The organism is Sporosarcina sp. P13 (assembly GCF_002743055.1).
Lineage (GTDB): Bacteria > Bacillota > Bacilli > Bacillales_A > Planococcaceae > Sporosarcina.
Genome location: NZ_PDYM01000002.1, coordinates 147,819 through 163,815, shown reverse-complemented (window position 1 = coordinate 163,815; position 15,997 = coordinate 147,819). Strand labels below are relative to the sequence as shown.

Below are 15,997 nucleotides of genomic sequence, written 5' to 3'. Positions count from 1 at the left end.
CTATTCCCAAGTGCAGCTAATCCCTGCCGTCTTTGCTGCGTTAAGGCAACTCGAGATACTGCGGTTTTCGTGGTAATTAGGGTGGTACCGCGATCAATGAACCTTCGCCCCTTCATACAAGGGGTGGAGTTTTTTTAATTTTAGGAGGAACAGACGATGAAAAAACTAACGGGATCTGAAATTCGCCAACTATTTTTAGACTATTTTAAAGCGCATGGACATAGTGTAGAACCATCAGCGGCTTTAGTGCCTGTTGATGACGCATCTTTACTATGGATTAACAGTGGAGTCGCAACACTGAAGAAATACTTTGACGGACGAGTGGTTCCTGATAATCCAAGGATTGCAAACGCACAAAAATCGATTCGTACAAACGATATTGAAAACGTCGGTTACACAGCGCGTCACCATACGTTCTTTGAAATGCTTGGAAACTTCTCCATTGGCGATTACTTCAAAGAAGAAGCCATCGTTCGCGCATGGGACTTTTTGACGAATGACAAGTGGATCGGTTTTGATCCCGAATTATTATCTGTCACGATTCATCCAGAAGATGAAGAGGCATATGCCATCTGGAGAGACCGTATTGGTATTCCGGCAGAGCGTATCATCCGTTTGGAAGGAAACTTCTGGGATATTGGTGAAGGTCCAAGTGGTCCGAATTCTGAAATCTTCTACGATCGTGGCCCAAGCTATGGTGATGATTTCTCAGATCCGGAATTATATCCAGGTGGAGAAAATGACCGGTATTTGGAAATTTGGAACTTAGTATTCTCTGAGTTCAACCATAATCCTGATCACACGTACACGCCGCTTCCTAAGAAAAACATTGATACAGGAATGGGCTTAGAGCGTATGGCATCTGTCATCCAAGACGTACCAACAAATTTCGATACGGATCTATTCATGCCAATTATCGAAGCTGTGGAAAATCTTTCAGGTAGAAAATACGGGGAAACAGCAGAAGCAGATACGGCATTTAAAGTAATTGCAGACCATATCCGAACCGTAGCATTCGCAATAGGTGACGGGGCGTTACCGTCTAATGAAGGTCGCGGCTATGTACTGCGTCGTCTACTTAGAAGAGCGGTTCGTTTTGCGAAACAATTAGGCATCGATAAGCCATTCATGTACATGCTAGTGCCGATTGTTGGAGATATTATGAAAGACTTCTATCCGGAAGTACATGAAAAGCAAGCTTTCGTTATGAAAGTTGTGAAAAACGAAGAAGATCGTTTCCATGAAACATTGCATGATGGGATGGCGATTCTTACTACTATCCTTCAAAAAGCAAAAGCTTCAGATGTACAAATCGTGTCAGGTAGTGATGCATTTAAACTATATGATACATACGGATTCCCGTTTGAATTAACAGAGGAATTTGCACATGAAGAGAACGTAGCAGTGGATCGTAATGGATTCGATGAAGAAATGGCTACACAGCGTAACCGTGCACGCGCAGCGAGAGCAACTACCGACTCCATGCATGTCCAATCTGGCGTCCTAGGCGAAGTTCATGAAGCAAGTGAATTTATCGGTTATGAGCAGCTAGGGACAGCGGCGACGGTTAGCGTTTTACTACAAGACGGTCAGCGAGTCGCGCGTGCTGCTGAAGGTCAAACAGTACAAGTTATTCTTGACCAAACACCTTTCTATGCAGAAAGCGGCGGTCAAATTGCGGATAAAGGAACGTTGACGAATGAAGCATTCATTGCGGAAGTTCAAGATGTTAAAAAAGCGCCAAACGGCCAAAACTTGCATACTGTATTTGTCAGTTCTGGTGAAATAAATGAAGGCGCTCCGGTCGCGGCAAAAGTGGACGAGCATTCACGTAGCTTAACGGTTAAAAACCATACAGCGACCCACTTATTACACCGTGCATTAAAAGACGTACTTGGAGAACATGTTAACCAAGCAGGTTCTTATGTGGGTCCTGATCGTTTACGTTTTGACTTCTCACACTTTGGCCAAGTGACGAAAGAAGAGTTAGAGCGCATCGAATACCAAGTAAATGAACAAATATGGGCCAGTACACCTGTTCATACAACGCTAGCACCGATTGCAGAAGCGAAAGAAATGGGCGCAATGGCATTGTTCGGTGAAAAGTATGGAGATATCGTACGTGTGGTAAAAGTTGGTGATTATTCCATCGAACTTTGTGGTGGCTGTCACGTCAACAATACAGCAGACATTAATATTTTTAGAATTGTTTCTGAAGGCGGTATTGGAGCTGGAACGCGCCGTATTGAGGCTTTCACTGGTGGACAAGCATTCCGTTCATTTAAAGAAGATCAATCGGTTATTGAGCAAGTTGCAGCTACAGCAAAAGCAACACCGAAAACCGTTATTTCTAAAGTAGAATCTATTTTGTCTGACTATAAACAGCTGCAGCGTGAAAACGAATCCCTGCAAGCGAAAATGGGCAATAACCAATTAGCTGACGTAATGGCATCTGCACAAAAGATAGAAGATGTTACAGTGCTTTCTGCGAATGTTGAAGTAAAAGACAATAACGGACTACGTCAATTAATCGATGAGCTGAAACAAAAAACAGAAAAAGGTGTTATTGTCTTAGGTACAGTCACAGACGGTAAAGTCATGCTAGCTGCTGGTATAACAAGCGATTTGAAAGACAGCAACTATCACGCAGGCAAGATCGTCAGCCACGTCGCTTCACTTTGTGGAGGAAAAGGCGGCGGCCGTCCAGACATGGCGATGGCGGGGGCAAAAGACGCATCTAAACTTGATGATGCGCTTCAATCCGTGTATGATTATGTAAAATCTGTTTAACTGAATTCAGTCAAACACATAACGGAAATCGGAAGGCGGGGTGTCGAGTATGAATTCATCCGACGAAACGATGAAATTCAACTTTCCTGAAGAGTCGATGGAGGAAGAAGTCAAGGCGGTCATGCTCCACGTATACAAATCATTGGAAGAAAAAGGCTATAACCCGATCAACCAGATTGTCGGCTATTTATTATCCGGAGATCCGGCTTATATTCCACGTCATGAAGATGCTCGCAATCAAATACGTAAATTAGAACGAGACGAAATTCTAGAAGAATTAGTCAAGTTCTACATCCGTGAGAATAGAGGCAAAACCGAATGAGGATTATGGGATTGGACGTCGGCACAAAAACGGTCGGCGTCGCAATTAGCGATAGTTTCGGCTGGACTGCTCAAGGCATCGAAACGATCAAAATTGACGAAGCAGCAGGTCTTTTTGGTTTGGAGCGAATCGCAGAGTTAACAAAAGAGTATGAAGTGCAGGAGTTCGTCGTCGGTTATCCGAAAAACATGAACAACACAATTGGTCCAAGAGGACAAGCTTCCGAACAATACGCGGAAAAGCTGCGTAAAAAGTTTGATTCTCCTGTGATTTTGTGGGATGAGCGTTTGACGACAATGGCTGCTGAACGTGTCTTAATCGAAGCGGATGTTAGTCGCAAAAAGCGTAAATCCGTTATCGATAAAATGGCAGCTAGCATGATTTTGCAAGGTTATTTGGATTCAAAAAAAAACTAGAGGTGATTTAGAATGGAACACGGACAAGAAACAATGACAATTATAGACGAGAATGGCGAAGAGCATGTATGTGAAGTAATTTTAACGTTTGATTCAAAGGAATATGAAAGATCGTATGTACTGTATCATGTTTTAGACGGCGAACAAGTAGACGATGATGAGGATGTTGAAATCCACGCGGCAGCTTTCATCCCGACAGAAGAAGGCCAAGACGGCGGTTCATTGCTTGAAATTGAATCAGATGAAGAGTGGGACATGATTGAAGAAGTACTAAATACGTTCCTTGAAGAAGAAGAAGAGTAAAAGAATGCGACGGACGGAATGGTGCGCACCGTTCCGTCTTTTTTAAGATACACTAGCATTCCTAGAAAAAGAGGTGAGGGTTATGGAAAAAGAGCCCCAAGGAAAAAAAGAAGTCATGTTTGAACGCATGTTGGAACAAAAGGAAGAAGTGAAAACCGTTCGAAAAATCGTATTTTGGATTGTCTCCATACTACTTGTTATAGGATTAATTGGTGGCTTCTCTATTTATACATACATAAAAGGTGCGCTTGAACCAATGGATTCAAATTCGGAAAAAGTAATCGAAGTGGAGATTCCGATTGGTTCCGGTTTAGACAGTATTTCCGAAATACTTGAGCAAAAAGGCATTATCAAAAATGCTCGTATTTTTAAGTATTATGCAAAAGTAAATAATGAAGCAGATTTCCAGGCAGGTACGTATGGCTTGACACAATCGATGACGCCAGACGAATTGATTAAGAGTTTAAAAACAGGTGTAGTCTATAGAACGCCCGTCTTTACGTTAACTATTCCAGAAGGCTTAACGCTTGATCAAATTGCGAAAAGAACAAGTGATAAAACAACAATCACAGAAAAGCAATTTATGGATTATGTAACAAATGAAGACACGATTCAAGGTTATCTGACAAAATATCCTGAAATCATAACGGATGAAATTTTAGCGGAAAATATTCGTTATGCTTTGGAAGGGTATCTCTTCCCAGCCACGTATCCGTTTTATGAAGAAGAGCCGACAGTAAAAGAAGTAGTGGATACGATGGTTGATGCAACTGTGCAAAATTTGATTCCTTATCAAGGCTATTGGACAGAAAAAGAAAAGACTGCTCACTGGCTGTTAACGTTTGCTTCTTTACTTGAAAAAGAAGCAACGAGTAAAGCGGATCGTGAGACGATTGCAAGTGTCTTTAATAACCGGATTAAAGAAGACATGCCTTTGCAAACCGACCCAACCGTTTTATATGCGCTAGGTAAACATAAAGATCGTGTCTTGAATGAGGATTTGAAAGTAGAAAATGCGTACAACACGTATCGAAACAAAGGTCTTCCACCAGGTCCTATCGCGAACACAGGAACAGCTTCTATACAAGCTGTTGTTGAACCTTCTACGACGCGTTATTTGTTTTTCTTGGCTGATAAAGACGGTATCAATCACTTTGCGAAGACATATGACGAACATTTGAAAAACAAAGCTGAGTATATTGATAGCCAGCATAAATAATACAAATTGTTTAAAGGAGAAGTCGATATGACCGACTACAATGCCTATATTAGCGGCTTTTCAGAAAAGAAAGAGCCGCTCATCTTGGAAATGGAGCAATATGCGGCTAAATATCGCGTGCCGATTATGGATGACACGGGATTGCATACGTTGATAGGTTTGTTGCAAATACAACAACCTCAACGTATCCTTGAAATCGGTAGCGCTATTGGCTATTCAGGCATCCGTTTGGCGCAAGCCTTTCCGCAAGCGGTCATTTACACAATCGAGCGCGATACAGATCGCTATGAGCAGGCAGTGCAGTATATTGAACGAAGTGGATTGACTGATCGCATCCATATTATCCACGCAGATGCATTGGAGTTTGACGAGACAACATTAGCTGAGCAGTCGTTCGATGCCTTGTTCATCGATGCGGCAAAAGGACAGTACATGAAATTCTTTGAAAAATACAGCCCGTTGGTGAGCGAATCAGGTGTAATATATTGCGATAATATGTTTATGCATGGTATGGTGCTGTTGTCTGATGAGGAAATTCCTAAACGTAATCGCACGATGATCCGTAATTTGAAAAAATTCACGAGCTGGGCGATGGAACATGAGCAGTATGAATCATCGCTTGTACCAATTGGTGACGGAATTCTGATTGCGGTTAAAAAGTAACTACCAAAAACAGCAAAGGGGAATCGCTGTGAAGAATAAACCTGTTGTGATTGGAATTACGGGTGGCTCCGGCTCCGGTAAAACAAGTGTTACGAAAAAAATCCATGAAGTGTTCCAAGGACACTCTGTTGTCGTCATTGAACAAGATGACTATTACAAAGATCAATCCGAAAAGTCATTTGAGGAAAGATTGCAGACAAATTATGATCATCCATTGGCTTTCGATACGGATTTATTGATTGAACACATTCATCAACTTCTTGGTAGGCGGTCCATTCAAAAGCCGACATATGATTATACATTGCATACGCGGTCGGCGGAAACGGAAGTTATTGAATCGCAAGACGTCATTATTTTGGAAGGGATCTTGGTGCTTGAAGATGAACGTTTACGTGATTTGATGGATATTAAATTATTCGTTGATACGGATTCAGATATTCGAATTATACGAAGAATTTTACGTGATATCAATGACCGTGGTCGGACGGTAGATTCAGTTATCGAACAATATTTATCGGTTGTGCGCCCGATGCACAATCAATTTATCGAACCGACAAAAAAATATGCTAATATAATTATCCCTGAAGGCGGAGAGAACGCTGTTGCCATTGACTTAATGGTTACGAAAATAAAAACAATTCTTGCGTCTCCTGACGAAGTGTAATATGATGATGACATAATTTTAACTTAATTCAGCAAAAGACCCACTATGTCGCATAGTTGGTGTTGGTGCGGCATAGTATTTTCCATGAACAGAAATTTGAGGAGTGTTGGTAAATGGTTTCAGAAAAAAAATTCCCAATGACGGTGGCTGGGAAGCAAAAGCTAGAAGACGAATTAGAATATTTGAAAACTGTTAAACGTAAAGAAGTAGTCGAACGTATTAAAGTCGCACGTAGTTATGGCGACCTTTCGGAGAACTCCGAATATGATTCAGCAAAAGAAGATCAAGCATTTGTTGAAGGGAAAATTTCTTCATTAGAATCCATGATCCGCAATGCGGTCATCATTACCGAAGATGAACTGAATACTGATGAAGTGCAGTTAGGTAAGACTGTAACATTTAAGGAATTGCCAAATGGTGATGAAGAGACGTATACGATTGTCGGTTCTGCTGAAGCGAACCCGGTGGAAGGTTTGATTTCAAATGATTCACCAATTGCTAAAGGATTAATTGGACGTAAAACAGGTGATAAAGTCAAGATCCAAACTCCCGGCGGTGAAATGTCAGTCGAAGTACTCGTGATAAAATGACAAACGTACCGTCTTCTCACAAGCAGAAGGCGGTATTTCTTTATTTTTCCATATAAAACGTTCAATTGGACAAGTGTACTAGATTTGTATAAAAGGAGATGTCAACATGGCAGATCGAGATCCTAATCTTTCTAGGACTTCACGTAAAAAAGGTAACAAAACAACAAGCGTTAATAAAACATTGAATATTTTAATTGGCGTTGTTGTGCTACTTATTCTAGTCGTCGGTATAACATTCGTTCTAGGTGATGATAAAGAAGAAGCAAACGTAAATCAGCAAACGGGAGTGCAACAAGCGGAACAAGCGGAACAAGCACCAATTGAACCAATCTTCGTTGAAGAGAATGAAGCAGCAGAAGATCTAGCTTCATCTGAAGAGCAAAAACATGCGAAAGCTGAAGACGAGGCGGTTGAGTCAGAAACTCCAGCTGAAAAACCTGTTGTTGAAGAAACACAACCAGTAGTTGAACCTGAGCCAGAACCAAAACCGGAACCGGAACCAACTAAGAAGGATCCGGAGAAAAAGTCTGTAGTAGATCCAAACTGGAAGCCGGTAGGTACGAAGCAAACAGGGCAGCATGTTTCGAAATACGACGGAACTTCAACTGATTGGCACGAAAAGAAAAAGGCGATTTCTTATGCCACAGGTAAAGCTGAAAAAGATTTAATTTACTTGCGAATACAAAACGGTGGAAGTCCACAAAAAGCAGAAGGTATCGTCACAACTCTTGATAATTCAAAGAAATACAAAGTATACCTTGAGTGGGTAGACGGCCAAGGATGGAAACCAGTAAAAATGGACGTCATGAAATAAACGATATCAAAAAGAATAGACAAGTGTGAGTCGAATGGACAATACCATACACTTACACTTGTTCTACAAATTAACGAATACGAGTAGCGGATAAATGAAGGAGAGGGAACATATGAAAATAGCTATAGTAGGTGCAATGGAAGAAGAAGTTGAAATACTTCGCAGGGAAATCGGGTTAGGGAAAATCACGACAATTGGTAATTGCGAATTCATCGAAGGAAAAGTAGGTAAGCATCAAGTCATCGTTACTAAAAGTGGCATCGGAAAAGTAAATGCTGCCATGGCCACAACGCTCCTATTGCAAATCTATAAACCGGATCTGGTATTAAACACAGGTTCTGCTGGTGGTACACATCCCGACTTAGAAGTAGGAACAGTCGTTATTTCTGATTATGTGCTACATCACGACGTCGATGTCACAGCATTTGGTTATGAACTAGGGCAGTTACCACAGCTACCAGCTAGTTTCCCTTCAGATACACATTTAATCGACTTAGCTAGAGAAGCAGTAGTAGAACTAGATACATATAAACATGCGGTAGGAAGCATTGCTTCTGCAGATACATTTATGGCAGATCCACAAAAGGTCATACAAGTGCAAGAGAAATTCCCACGCGTGATCGCGGTAGAAATGGAAGCAGCTGCAGTCGCACAAGTTTGTTACCAGTTCAACATAAAATGTGTCGTCATCCGTGCGTTATCAGACATCGCTGGAAAAGAATCCACAGTTAGCTTCGACGAATTTTTACCACTCGCTGCAAAACACTCGTCACAGATTGTTTTGCGAGTCATCTCGAAACTTTAATTGTTCTATGGTAAAATCAATAAGTAGACAATGCAACTGAATGTTTCTTTGAAAGGAGGGACAACCAATGGGATTCTTAATGGGTGGAGTTTTTCTAGTAGCGGCTATATTGTCAGCAGTAATTTTACGTGAGGTCAAAGCGGACTAACAACCAAAACAAAGCGTTTCCGATGAGCGATGGGCTTGGGGCCTGAGCTAATTAATCGGAAACGCTTTTTTACATCTGTAAGCTAGCCCATTCACAAGCGCTAAATAGTAAAGTTACTGATACTCATGTTTAAAAGACTGATACAATTTCACAATAGCACGCTTTTCGATACGCGATACATAACTTCTTGAAATATTCAATTGTTCAGCAATCTCTTTTTGCGTCATCGGCTGATCATCTAGTAATCCGTAACGTCTTTGGATGATTTCAAGTTCGCGCGAATCTAGCTTGCTCAAATGTTTGTAGAGGCGCTCTTTTTGTTCATTCTGTTCTACGGTTGTTTGGGGAGGTATGTCATCTGTTTGGAGTAGGTCTGCGATTTCTAACGATTGGCCATCTTTGTCAAGGCCGATGGGTTCATAGAGGGAGACATCTTTTTGTACCTTTTTTTGTGTGCGTAAATACATCAGAATTTCATTTTCAATACAACGTGCAGCATATGTCGCAAGCTTCGTTTTGCGATCAGGTGTAAAGCTGTTGATGGCTTTCATCAGGCCAATTGCACCTATTGAAATATAGTCATCCAACAACTCGTGCTTTGGCTGGAACTTCTTGACGATGTGCGCGACTAAACGCATATTATGTTCAATTAGCTCATCGCGCGCACTGTCATCACCTTCTGCTAATCGTCTTAGGCATTCTGCTTCTTCCGCTTTTGATAGTGGACGAAGGAATGCTTGCCCCCTGATATAGCCGATTAACGCGGGGATCTCTAACCATAATTGCATGAGGGCCATGAAAAACCCACTCATGTAACCACCTCCGTTTGTTAGTACATTACCTTATGCAAAAAGTGGGGTCCCTAGCACTTTAAAAGAAAAGCGATGAAATTAGTCATAGTTGTGCGTGCATAAACCCCAACTATGTTATAATCAGACAAGAATTTGTTGTAGGGCGGAGAGGATAATGTGTTAAAACAATTTTTGCCGAGTGCCTATGTAAAATCAGTTTTTCATATCAAGCCAGAAGAGCTTGTAAAAAATGGCGTAAAGGGCATTATTACTGATTTGGATAATACACTCGTTGAATGGGATCGTGCAGACGCCACCGAAGATATCACGGCTTGGTTTGAATCGATGCGCGCTGCAGGTTTGCAAATTACAGTTGTTTCTAATAATAATATAGAACGCGTGCGTCACTTTTGTGATCCATTAGGTATTCCATATATTTGCCAAGCTAGAAAACCATTGAAAAGAGCATTTCATCAGGCAGTATCTACATTGGGCTTGCCTAAAGAAGAAATTGTGATGATTGGTGATCAGTTATTGACAGACGTTTTAGGTGCTAATCGAGCCGGTTTACAGGTGATATTAGTCGTTCCTGTAGCAAGTTCCGATGCGCCGATTACGAAATTCAACCGTGCGATTGAACGAAGAATCATGGCAAGATTTAAAAGAAAAGGGTTAATTACGTGGGAGGACTAAATTTGGAATTAATCAAATGTATTGGATGCGGTATTGCAATCCAAACGACAGATAAAACAGCAGAAGGCTACGCGCCGCCTGCCTCTTTAGAAAAAGAGGATGTTATTTGTCAGCGTTGCTTTAAGTTGCGTAACTATAATGAACTACAACCAGTGTCCTTATCAGGAGACGATTTTTTAGCGATTCTAAATGGAATTGGTGAAAAAGACGGCTTGATTGTCAAAGTCGTCGATATTTTTGACTTTAACGGTAGCTGGATCAATGGACTCCACCGCTTTGTTGGGAAAAAAGATATTTTATTAATTGGTAATAAATCTGATATTCTTCCGAAAGCGATTAATCCGCAACGTGTCAAGAACTGGATGAAGGCGGAGGCTGCGAAACTCGGATTGAAACCGATCGACGTGCTTCTCGTCTCCGCAGTTAAAGGCACAGGCATGACAGAAGCATTGGATGCCATTGAGACGTACCGTAAAGGGAAAGACGTCTATGTGGTTGGCTGTACGAATGTAGGGAAGTCTACATTCATCAACCGCATTATTAAAAACGCGACGGGTATGGAAGATATTATTACGACTTCTTATTTCCCTGGTACGACGCTAGATGTCGTGGAGATTCCGTTAGATGATGGAAAGTCGTTAATCGATACACCGGGAATCATCAACGATCACCAAATTGCACATAATCTAGACGCACAAGATTTGAAGCTAATCACACCGAAAAAAGAGATTAAACCGAAAGTTTATCAGCTGAATGCTGAGCAAACGATATTTATTTCAGGTTTAGCTCGTTTTGACTTCATCCAAGGTGATCGCTCTTCGTTCAATTTTTACGTGGCGAATGGCATAATGCTTCACCGCACGAAATTGGAAAATGCAGATGATTTATATGAGAAGCATTTAGGGGATATGTTGTCACCACCAAGTCCGGCATCACTAGAAACGCTACCAGCGCTCGTCCGTCATGAGTTTTCCATTAAGCAAGCGAAGACAGATTTGGTGATTTCAGGCCTTGGCTGGATCACGATTCAGCACCCCAATGTAAAAGTGGCGGTACACGCTCCTAAAGGTGTCAATGTCGAAATTAGACCTTCACTTATTTAAGTGGTTGCAGGGGGGAGAATTGAGATGAAAAAGTGGTATGCTGTGTTAGGCGATCCAATCGCACAATCGATGTCGCCTGTCATGCATGATCAATGGTTTCTTGAAAATGAATGGAATGCGAGCTATATACCGATTCACGTAACACCAGAGAAGTTAGGACAAGCGATTGAAAGTTTACGAACGCTCGGTTGTAGCGGTTGGAATGTGACGGTGCCGCATAAGCAAGCGATCATTCCTTACTTAGATGTGGTGGATGAAGCAGCTATGCATATGGGTGCAGTGAACACAGTCTATCAAACGACTGACGGCAAGCTTGTGGGAACGAATACGGATGGTGCAGGTTTCGTTAAGTCATTACAGGAGTTCGCTGGGAATCGTCTGCGTGGTCCTGTATTAATGATTGGTGCAGGTGGTGCAGCAAGAGGAATTGCGTTTGCATTGCAGTCAGCTGGCTACGGTCCGCTTTATTTCACGAATCGTACGACTTCTAAAGCAGCAGAACTCGCTTCTGAAATGCAGGATGCACACGTGTTATCTATAGAAGAAGCTGAGCAAAGAATGGGCGAATTCGAACTAGTTGTCCAAACGACTTCCGTTGGTATGAACTTTGCGCAAGCAGGCATGCCGGTTGATCCGAAAGGGATAAAGAAAGACGCTGTTGTGGCGGATATTATTTATAGCCCATTGGAAACGGAATTTTTACAAACAGCGAGACAAGCAGGTGCACGGACGATGAACGGTGTTGGAATGTTCGTACATCAAGGCGCATTGGCATTTGAAAAGTGGACAAGCGTCTATCCAGATACAAAAAAGATGATTGAGATGATTACAATGAAAGTGGGAGGGTAAACATGTTAACAAGTAAACAAAAAAGTTTTTTACGCAGTGAAGCGCATCATCTAGACCCAATCTTCCAAATTGGAAAAAGTGGGTTGACGGACGCGATTTTAGCACAAATTGACGAAGCACTCGAAGCACGTGAATTATTGAAAGTGAGTGTTCTTCAAAACTGTGAAGAAGACAAGAAAGAAATAGCCGAAAAAATTGGTGCGCACAAACAAATTGAAGTTGTACAAGTAATCGGTAGTACGATTGTTGTCTACAGAGAGTCAACAGAAAAGAAGCGTATCGAATTACCATAAGGAGAATCAGATGAAAAGAATCGGCATATTAGGCGGGACATTTAATCCGCCCCATACCGGACATTTACTGATTGCTAACGAAGTTCTCCATGGATGTGCACTAGATGAAGTGTGGCTCATGCCAGCTGCGATTCCACCACATAAGACAACACCTGGAGACGCAACTGCTGAGCAACGCTTACGAATGGTGAAATTAGCCGTTAATGAGATGGAAGGATTGCGTGCTTCTTCTTTTGAAATTGAACGTGGTGGTGTGTCGTATACATTCGATACGATGTCACAATTGGTTGAAGAAGAGCCGGAAGCGGAATTTTATTTTATTATCGGCGGAGATATGATTGATCAGTTGCCTTCATGGTATCGGATTGAAGATTTACTGAAAATCATTACGTTTATCGGTGTCAGACGACCAGGGGCTATGAATACAACTGAATTGCCAGTCCAACTGCTAGAAACACCACAGCTTGATTTATCATCCACTTTGATTCGACAGCGCTTTTTAACCGGCGGTACTGTCCAACTGTTACTTCCAACTGCTGTCGAGGCATACATTCGAGAGGAGAGATTATATGAATCTTCAAGACATTCGAAATGACCTAGAGCACCGTTTACCGAAAGAGCGATTTGACCATGTGATTCGAGTGACGGAAACTGCAATGGAATTAGCCGGAAAAGTGGGCGTATCCGTTGAAAAGGCTGAGATTGCAAGTCTATTCCACGACTATGCCAAGTTTATGGATAGAAAAGAATTACTAGAGTTATTACAGCGCGATGAAGAATATGAACTTTACTCACAATATCATTCCGAGCTATGGCATGCGCCAGTTGGGGCATTACTAGCAAAAGAAAAATATGGTGTAGAAGATGAAGATATATTGCAGGCGATTCGTTATCATACGACGGGCCGTGCAGGTATGAGTGATTTAGAAAAAGTAATCTATATCGCAGATCTAATCGAGCCAGGTAGAAAATTCCCAGGTGTTGCTGATTTACGACAGCGCATCGAGGGCGAGTCACTCGAAGATCAAATGACGGAGTGTATCCAGCATACATTTAAATTTTTAGTACACCAGTACGCCGTAATTTTCCCGAAATCATTTGATTGCTATAATGAACATGTACGTAGAAGAAAGGAACAGTGAAATATGCCAACATTATTGGAATTAGCTTATCAGGCAGTTGATAGTAAGAAAGCAGAAGACATCGTTGTATTGAATATGGAGGGCATCTCACTGATTGCTGACCAATTTATCATTTGTCACGCAAACTCAGAACGTCAAGTACAAGCGATTGCTCGCGAAGTTGCAGACCAAGCATCAAAAGAAGGGTATACAGTGAAACGCATGGAAGGTTTTGATGCTGGACGTTGGGTTCTAGTCGATCTTCTAGATGTAGTCGTTCACGTATTCCACAGAGACGAGCGTGGTTTCTATAACTTGGAAAAATTATGGGGAGACGCACCGTTACTAGACGTGGCGAATGAACAATGAGCTCTTCTTACCAAGAGTTCGCACATATTTATGATGAATTAATGAATGATATCCCGTATGACGCCTATGTCGAGTTACTCGATTTGGCGTCTGCTGGCGTTATAGGGAAAAAAGTCTTGGATATTGGTTGCGGCACGGGCTTGCTTTCAGCGATGCTTGCAAAACAAGGAGCCCATGTCACAGGCATCGACTTGTCTGCTAATATGCTTGAAGTTGCGGCTAATCGGGCGAAGTCACTTGGGCTTGCAATCGATTTTAAAGAGCAACCGATGCAACGATTAGAAGTGGATGGAATGTATGATGCGGCAATTATTTCAATTGATTCGCTGAATTACGTTATAAATCAAGCGGATGTGGAAGAAACATTCCGTCGCGTTTATAAAGCCCTTTCAAAGGGGGGCGTACTGCTTTTTGACGTTCATTCCTTATTTAAAATGGATGAGATTTTCTTGGAAGGACCTTTCGTCTTCGATAATCGTCGGATTACGTATGTTTGGCAGACGGTACCTGGCGAAATGGAACATTCAATTTATTCGGAGCTAGCATTTTTTGTGCGTCAGGAAAATGGATTGTACAGACGATTTGACGAAGTACATACACAGCGTTCATTTGCTGTTACTGAATATATTGAAATGCTTAATGCAGCAGGTTTTCAAATAGAGCGGATTTTTGCAGATTGGGAAGACGAACCGCCGGAGGAAGAAAGTGAGAGAATATTCTTCCAAGTGCGTAAATAGTCCTTCTCAAGAAGGAGACAATCGGGTATAGTTAGGGAGACTCCATACGGTGCTGAAAGAAAGGGTTGTTGAATATCCGATCATTCCTTACCGAAAAGTGGCGTAAATTGATCATTCCTATTGCAGCAATCGCTGTACTTTCCATCGTTTTGTTCTTTCCCCGAGAACCATCGGATCCGCTATCCGAAGAACATGGACAATCCCTATTTGAACCGATTGAAACACTACCAGATATACAAGAAGTCGAAGCGCCTGTTGAACTCGTCGCGGAAGCTGTGTCGGCCGCTATTCTCGTGGATGTCAAGGGAGCTGTAAAACATCCCGGACTCTATTCGATGCGTGAAGGTGACCGTCTATTAGATGCGGTCGATCAAGCGGGTGGCTATACTGAACAAGCGGATACACGGCTTTTAAATCACGCACAGCGATTGACAGATGAAGCTGTCGTCTATGTACCGATTGTGGGTGAACAGCCGCCTACGTTTGAGCAGCCAGTCGCTAGTGGGTCTACTGACGGCGCGACCACGAAGGTCAATATAAATTCAGCCAGTGAAAGCGATTTTCAAACCTTGCCGGGTATTGGTCCGTCGAAAGCGATGGCCATTGTACAATATAGAGAAGAGCACGGAGCATTTTTGCAACTGGATGATTTAAAAAGTGTCTCCGGAATTGGCGATAAAACATTTGAAAAACTAGAATTATTTATCACACTTAATTGATGGAGGCGACCGTATGGAGCGAATTACTTGGGATCAGTTCTTCATGGCGCAAAGTCATCTACTGGCGATGCGTAGCACGTGTACGCGTTTGTCTGTTGGTTCCATTTTAGTGCGCGATCAGCGAATTATTGCTGGCGGCTATAATGGATCGATATCAGGTGGCGATCACTGTATCGAACATGGCTGTTATGTAGTAGATAATCATTGCGTACGGACTATTCATTCGGAAATGAACGCATTATTGCAGTGTGCAAAATACGGCATACCTGTTGCAGGTGCCACGATTTATGTGACACATTTCCCTTGTCTACAGTGTAGTAAAGCATTGATTCAAGCGGGAATAGAACGCGTCAACTATGCCGAAGATTACCGCAATAGCGACTATGCGATCGAGTTGTTTGCACAAGCAGGTGTAATTACAGAAAAAGTACCATTTGATAATCGTTCGATAGACTTCGCGAGTGGAGAAAAATTTGCATTGTTCGGCGAAATGTTAACGAAAATGCAAGCACTTGGCGCAAATGATGAAGAACTGGATGCCCTTTCGCGAAGGGTGAATCATTTATTTGGCAATTAATCCGATCGATA

At 42.0% G+C, this 15,997-nt stretch carries 21 protein-coding genes and 1 other annotated feature (1 of these 22 running past the window's edge); of the genes, 20 read left to right on the top strand and 1 reads right to left on the bottom strand.

Annotated features, from left to right (window positions below; genetic code table 11):
- Positions 1-115 (top strand) — a binding site (T-box leader) (it extends 92 nt beyond the left edge of the window).
- 41 nt (positions 116-156) lie between these two features.
- From alaS to mtnN, 10 genes are all read left to right on the top strand, one after another.
- Positions 157-2,790 carry an alanine--tRNA ligase gene (alaS, locus tag CSV79_RS02260; RefSeq protein ID WP_099687409.1) on the top strand — a complete coding sequence of 878 codons (2,634 nt, stop codon included), beginning with the start codon at positions 157-159 and terminating at the stop codon, positions 2,788-2,790.
- Positions 2,791-2,839: 49 nt separating this feature from the next.
- Positions 2,840-3,112: an IreB family regulatory phosphoprotein gene (locus CSV79_RS02255; RefSeq protein ID WP_099687408.1), complete on the top strand. Its 273-nt coding sequence runs from the start codon at positions 2,840-2,842 to the stop codon at positions 3,110-3,112.
- Positions 3,109-3,528: a Holliday junction resolvase RuvX gene (ruvX, locus tag CSV79_RS02250; protein WP_099687407.1), complete on the top strand. Its 420-nt coding sequence runs from the start codon at positions 3,109-3,111 to the stop codon at positions 3,526-3,528. Before CSV79_RS02255 ends, ruvX begins: the two co-directional genes overlap by 4 nt.
- 12 nt (positions 3,529-3,540) lie before the next feature.
- Positions 3,541-3,831, top strand: coding sequence for a DUF1292 domain-containing protein (locus CSV79_RS02245; protein ID WP_099687406.1), 291 nt, complete (start codon positions 3,541-3,543; stop codon positions 3,829-3,831).
- A gap of 82 nt (positions 3,832-3,913) precedes the next feature.
- Positions 3,914-5,050, top strand: coding sequence for an endolytic transglycosylase MltG (gene mltG, locus CSV79_RS02240; protein WP_099687405.1), 1,137 nt, complete (start codon positions 3,914-3,916; stop codon positions 5,048-5,050).
- 27 nt (positions 5,051-5,077) lie between these two features.
- On the top strand, positions 5,078-5,713 hold the full coding sequence (locus tag CSV79_RS02235; RefSeq protein WP_099687404.1) for an O-methyltransferase: 636 nt from the start codon (positions 5,078-5,080) through the stop codon (positions 5,711-5,713).
- Between the two features lie 28 nt (positions 5,714-5,741).
- Entirely contained in the window at positions 5,742-6,377 is a 636-nt protein-coding gene (gene udk, locus CSV79_RS02230; RefSeq protein WP_233201345.1) for a uridine kinase, read from the top strand.
- Positions 6,378-6,490: 113 nt separating this feature from the next.
- The gene (gene greA / locus CSV79_RS02225) at positions 6,491-6,967 is read left to right on the top strand and encodes a transcription elongation factor GreA (protein WP_099687402.1); all 477 of its coding nucleotides are present in this window, start codon (positions 6,491-6,493) and stop codon (positions 6,965-6,967) included.
- A gap of 106 nt (positions 6,968-7,073) precedes the next feature.
- Entirely contained in the window at positions 7,074-7,781 is a 708-nt protein-coding gene (locus tag CSV79_RS02220; RefSeq protein WP_099687401.1) for a YrrS family protein, read from the top strand.
- Positions 7,782-7,893: 112 nt separating this feature from the next.
- Complete coding sequence (mtnN, locus tag CSV79_RS02215) at positions 7,894-8,586, top strand: 5'-methylthioadenosine/S-adenosylhomocysteine nucleosidase (RefSeq protein WP_099687400.1); 693 nt, start codon at positions 7,894-7,896, stop codon at positions 8,584-8,586.
- A gap of 261 nt (positions 8,587-8,847) precedes the next feature.
- On the opposite strand, the gene sigK is transcribed toward mtnN, so the two are convergent.
- Positions 8,848-9,546, bottom strand: coding sequence for an RNA polymerase sporulation sigma factor SigK (gene sigK, locus CSV79_RS02210; protein WP_099687399.1), 699 nt, complete (start codon positions 9,544-9,546; stop codon positions 8,848-8,850).
- 156 nt (positions 9,547-9,702) lie between these two features.
- On the opposite strand from sigK, the gene CSV79_RS02205 reads away from it, so the two are divergent.
- The 10 genes from CSV79_RS02205 (at position 9,703) to CSV79_RS02160 (ending at position 15,986) form a co-directional block, all read left to right on the top strand.
- Positions 9,703-10,218 (top strand): YqeG family HAD IIIA-type phosphatase, encoded by a 516-nt coding sequence (locus CSV79_RS02205; RefSeq protein ID WP_099687398.1) that lies wholly within the window; start codon positions 9,703-9,705, stop codon positions 10,216-10,218.
- Between the two features lie 2 nt (positions 10,219-10,220).
- A complete protein-coding gene (yqeH, locus tag CSV79_RS02200) occupies positions 10,221-11,321 on the top strand; it encodes a ribosome biogenesis GTPase YqeH (RefSeq protein WP_099687397.1) in 1,101 nt (366 codons plus the stop codon).
- 24 nt (positions 11,322-11,345) lie between these two features.
- Positions 11,346-12,170 (top strand): shikimate dehydrogenase, encoded by an 825-nt coding sequence (gene aroE, locus CSV79_RS02195; protein WP_099687396.1) that lies wholly within the window; start codon positions 11,346-11,348, stop codon positions 12,168-12,170.
- Positions 12,171-12,172: 2 nt separating this feature from the next.
- The gene (gene yhbY, locus CSV79_RS02190) at positions 12,173-12,463 is read left to right on the top strand and encodes a ribosome assembly RNA-binding protein YhbY (RefSeq protein WP_099687395.1); all 291 of its coding nucleotides are present in this window, start codon (positions 12,173-12,175) and stop codon (positions 12,461-12,463) included.
- A 10-nt stretch (positions 12,464-12,473) separates the two neighbouring features.
- Positions 12,474-13,058 (top strand): nicotinate-nucleotide adenylyltransferase, encoded by a 585-nt coding sequence (locus tag CSV79_RS02185; RefSeq protein WP_099687394.1) that lies wholly within the window; start codon positions 12,474-12,476, stop codon positions 13,056-13,058.
- A complete protein-coding gene (gene yqeK, locus CSV79_RS02180; protein WP_099687393.1) occupies positions 13,033-13,605 on the top strand; it encodes a bis(5'-nucleosyl)-tetraphosphatase (symmetrical) YqeK in 573 nt (190 codons plus the stop codon). Before CSV79_RS02185 ends, yqeK begins: the two co-directional genes overlap by 26 nt.
- Before the next feature lie 3 nt (positions 13,606-13,608).
- Positions 13,609-13,953, top strand: a complete 345-nt coding sequence (gene rsfS / locus CSV79_RS02175; protein WP_099687392.1) for a ribosome silencing factor — start codon at positions 13,609-13,611, stop codon at positions 13,951-13,953.
- Positions 13,950-14,690: a class I SAM-dependent DNA methyltransferase gene (locus CSV79_RS02170; RefSeq protein WP_099687391.1), complete on the top strand. Its 741-nt coding sequence runs from the start codon at positions 13,950-13,952 to the stop codon at positions 14,688-14,690. Before rsfS ends, CSV79_RS02170 begins: the two co-directional genes overlap by 4 nt.
- A gap of 68 nt (positions 14,691-14,758) precedes the next feature.
- Complete coding sequence (locus CSV79_RS02165; protein WP_233201344.1) at positions 14,759-15,409, top strand: helix-hairpin-helix domain-containing protein; 651 nt, start codon at positions 14,759-14,761, stop codon at positions 15,407-15,409.
- A gap of 13 nt (positions 15,410-15,422) precedes the next feature.
- Positions 15,423-15,986, top strand: a complete 564-nt coding sequence (locus tag CSV79_RS02160; protein ID WP_099687389.1) for a ComE operon protein 2 — start codon at positions 15,423-15,425, stop codon at positions 15,984-15,986.
- Positions 15,987-15,997 lie beyond the last annotated feature (11 nt).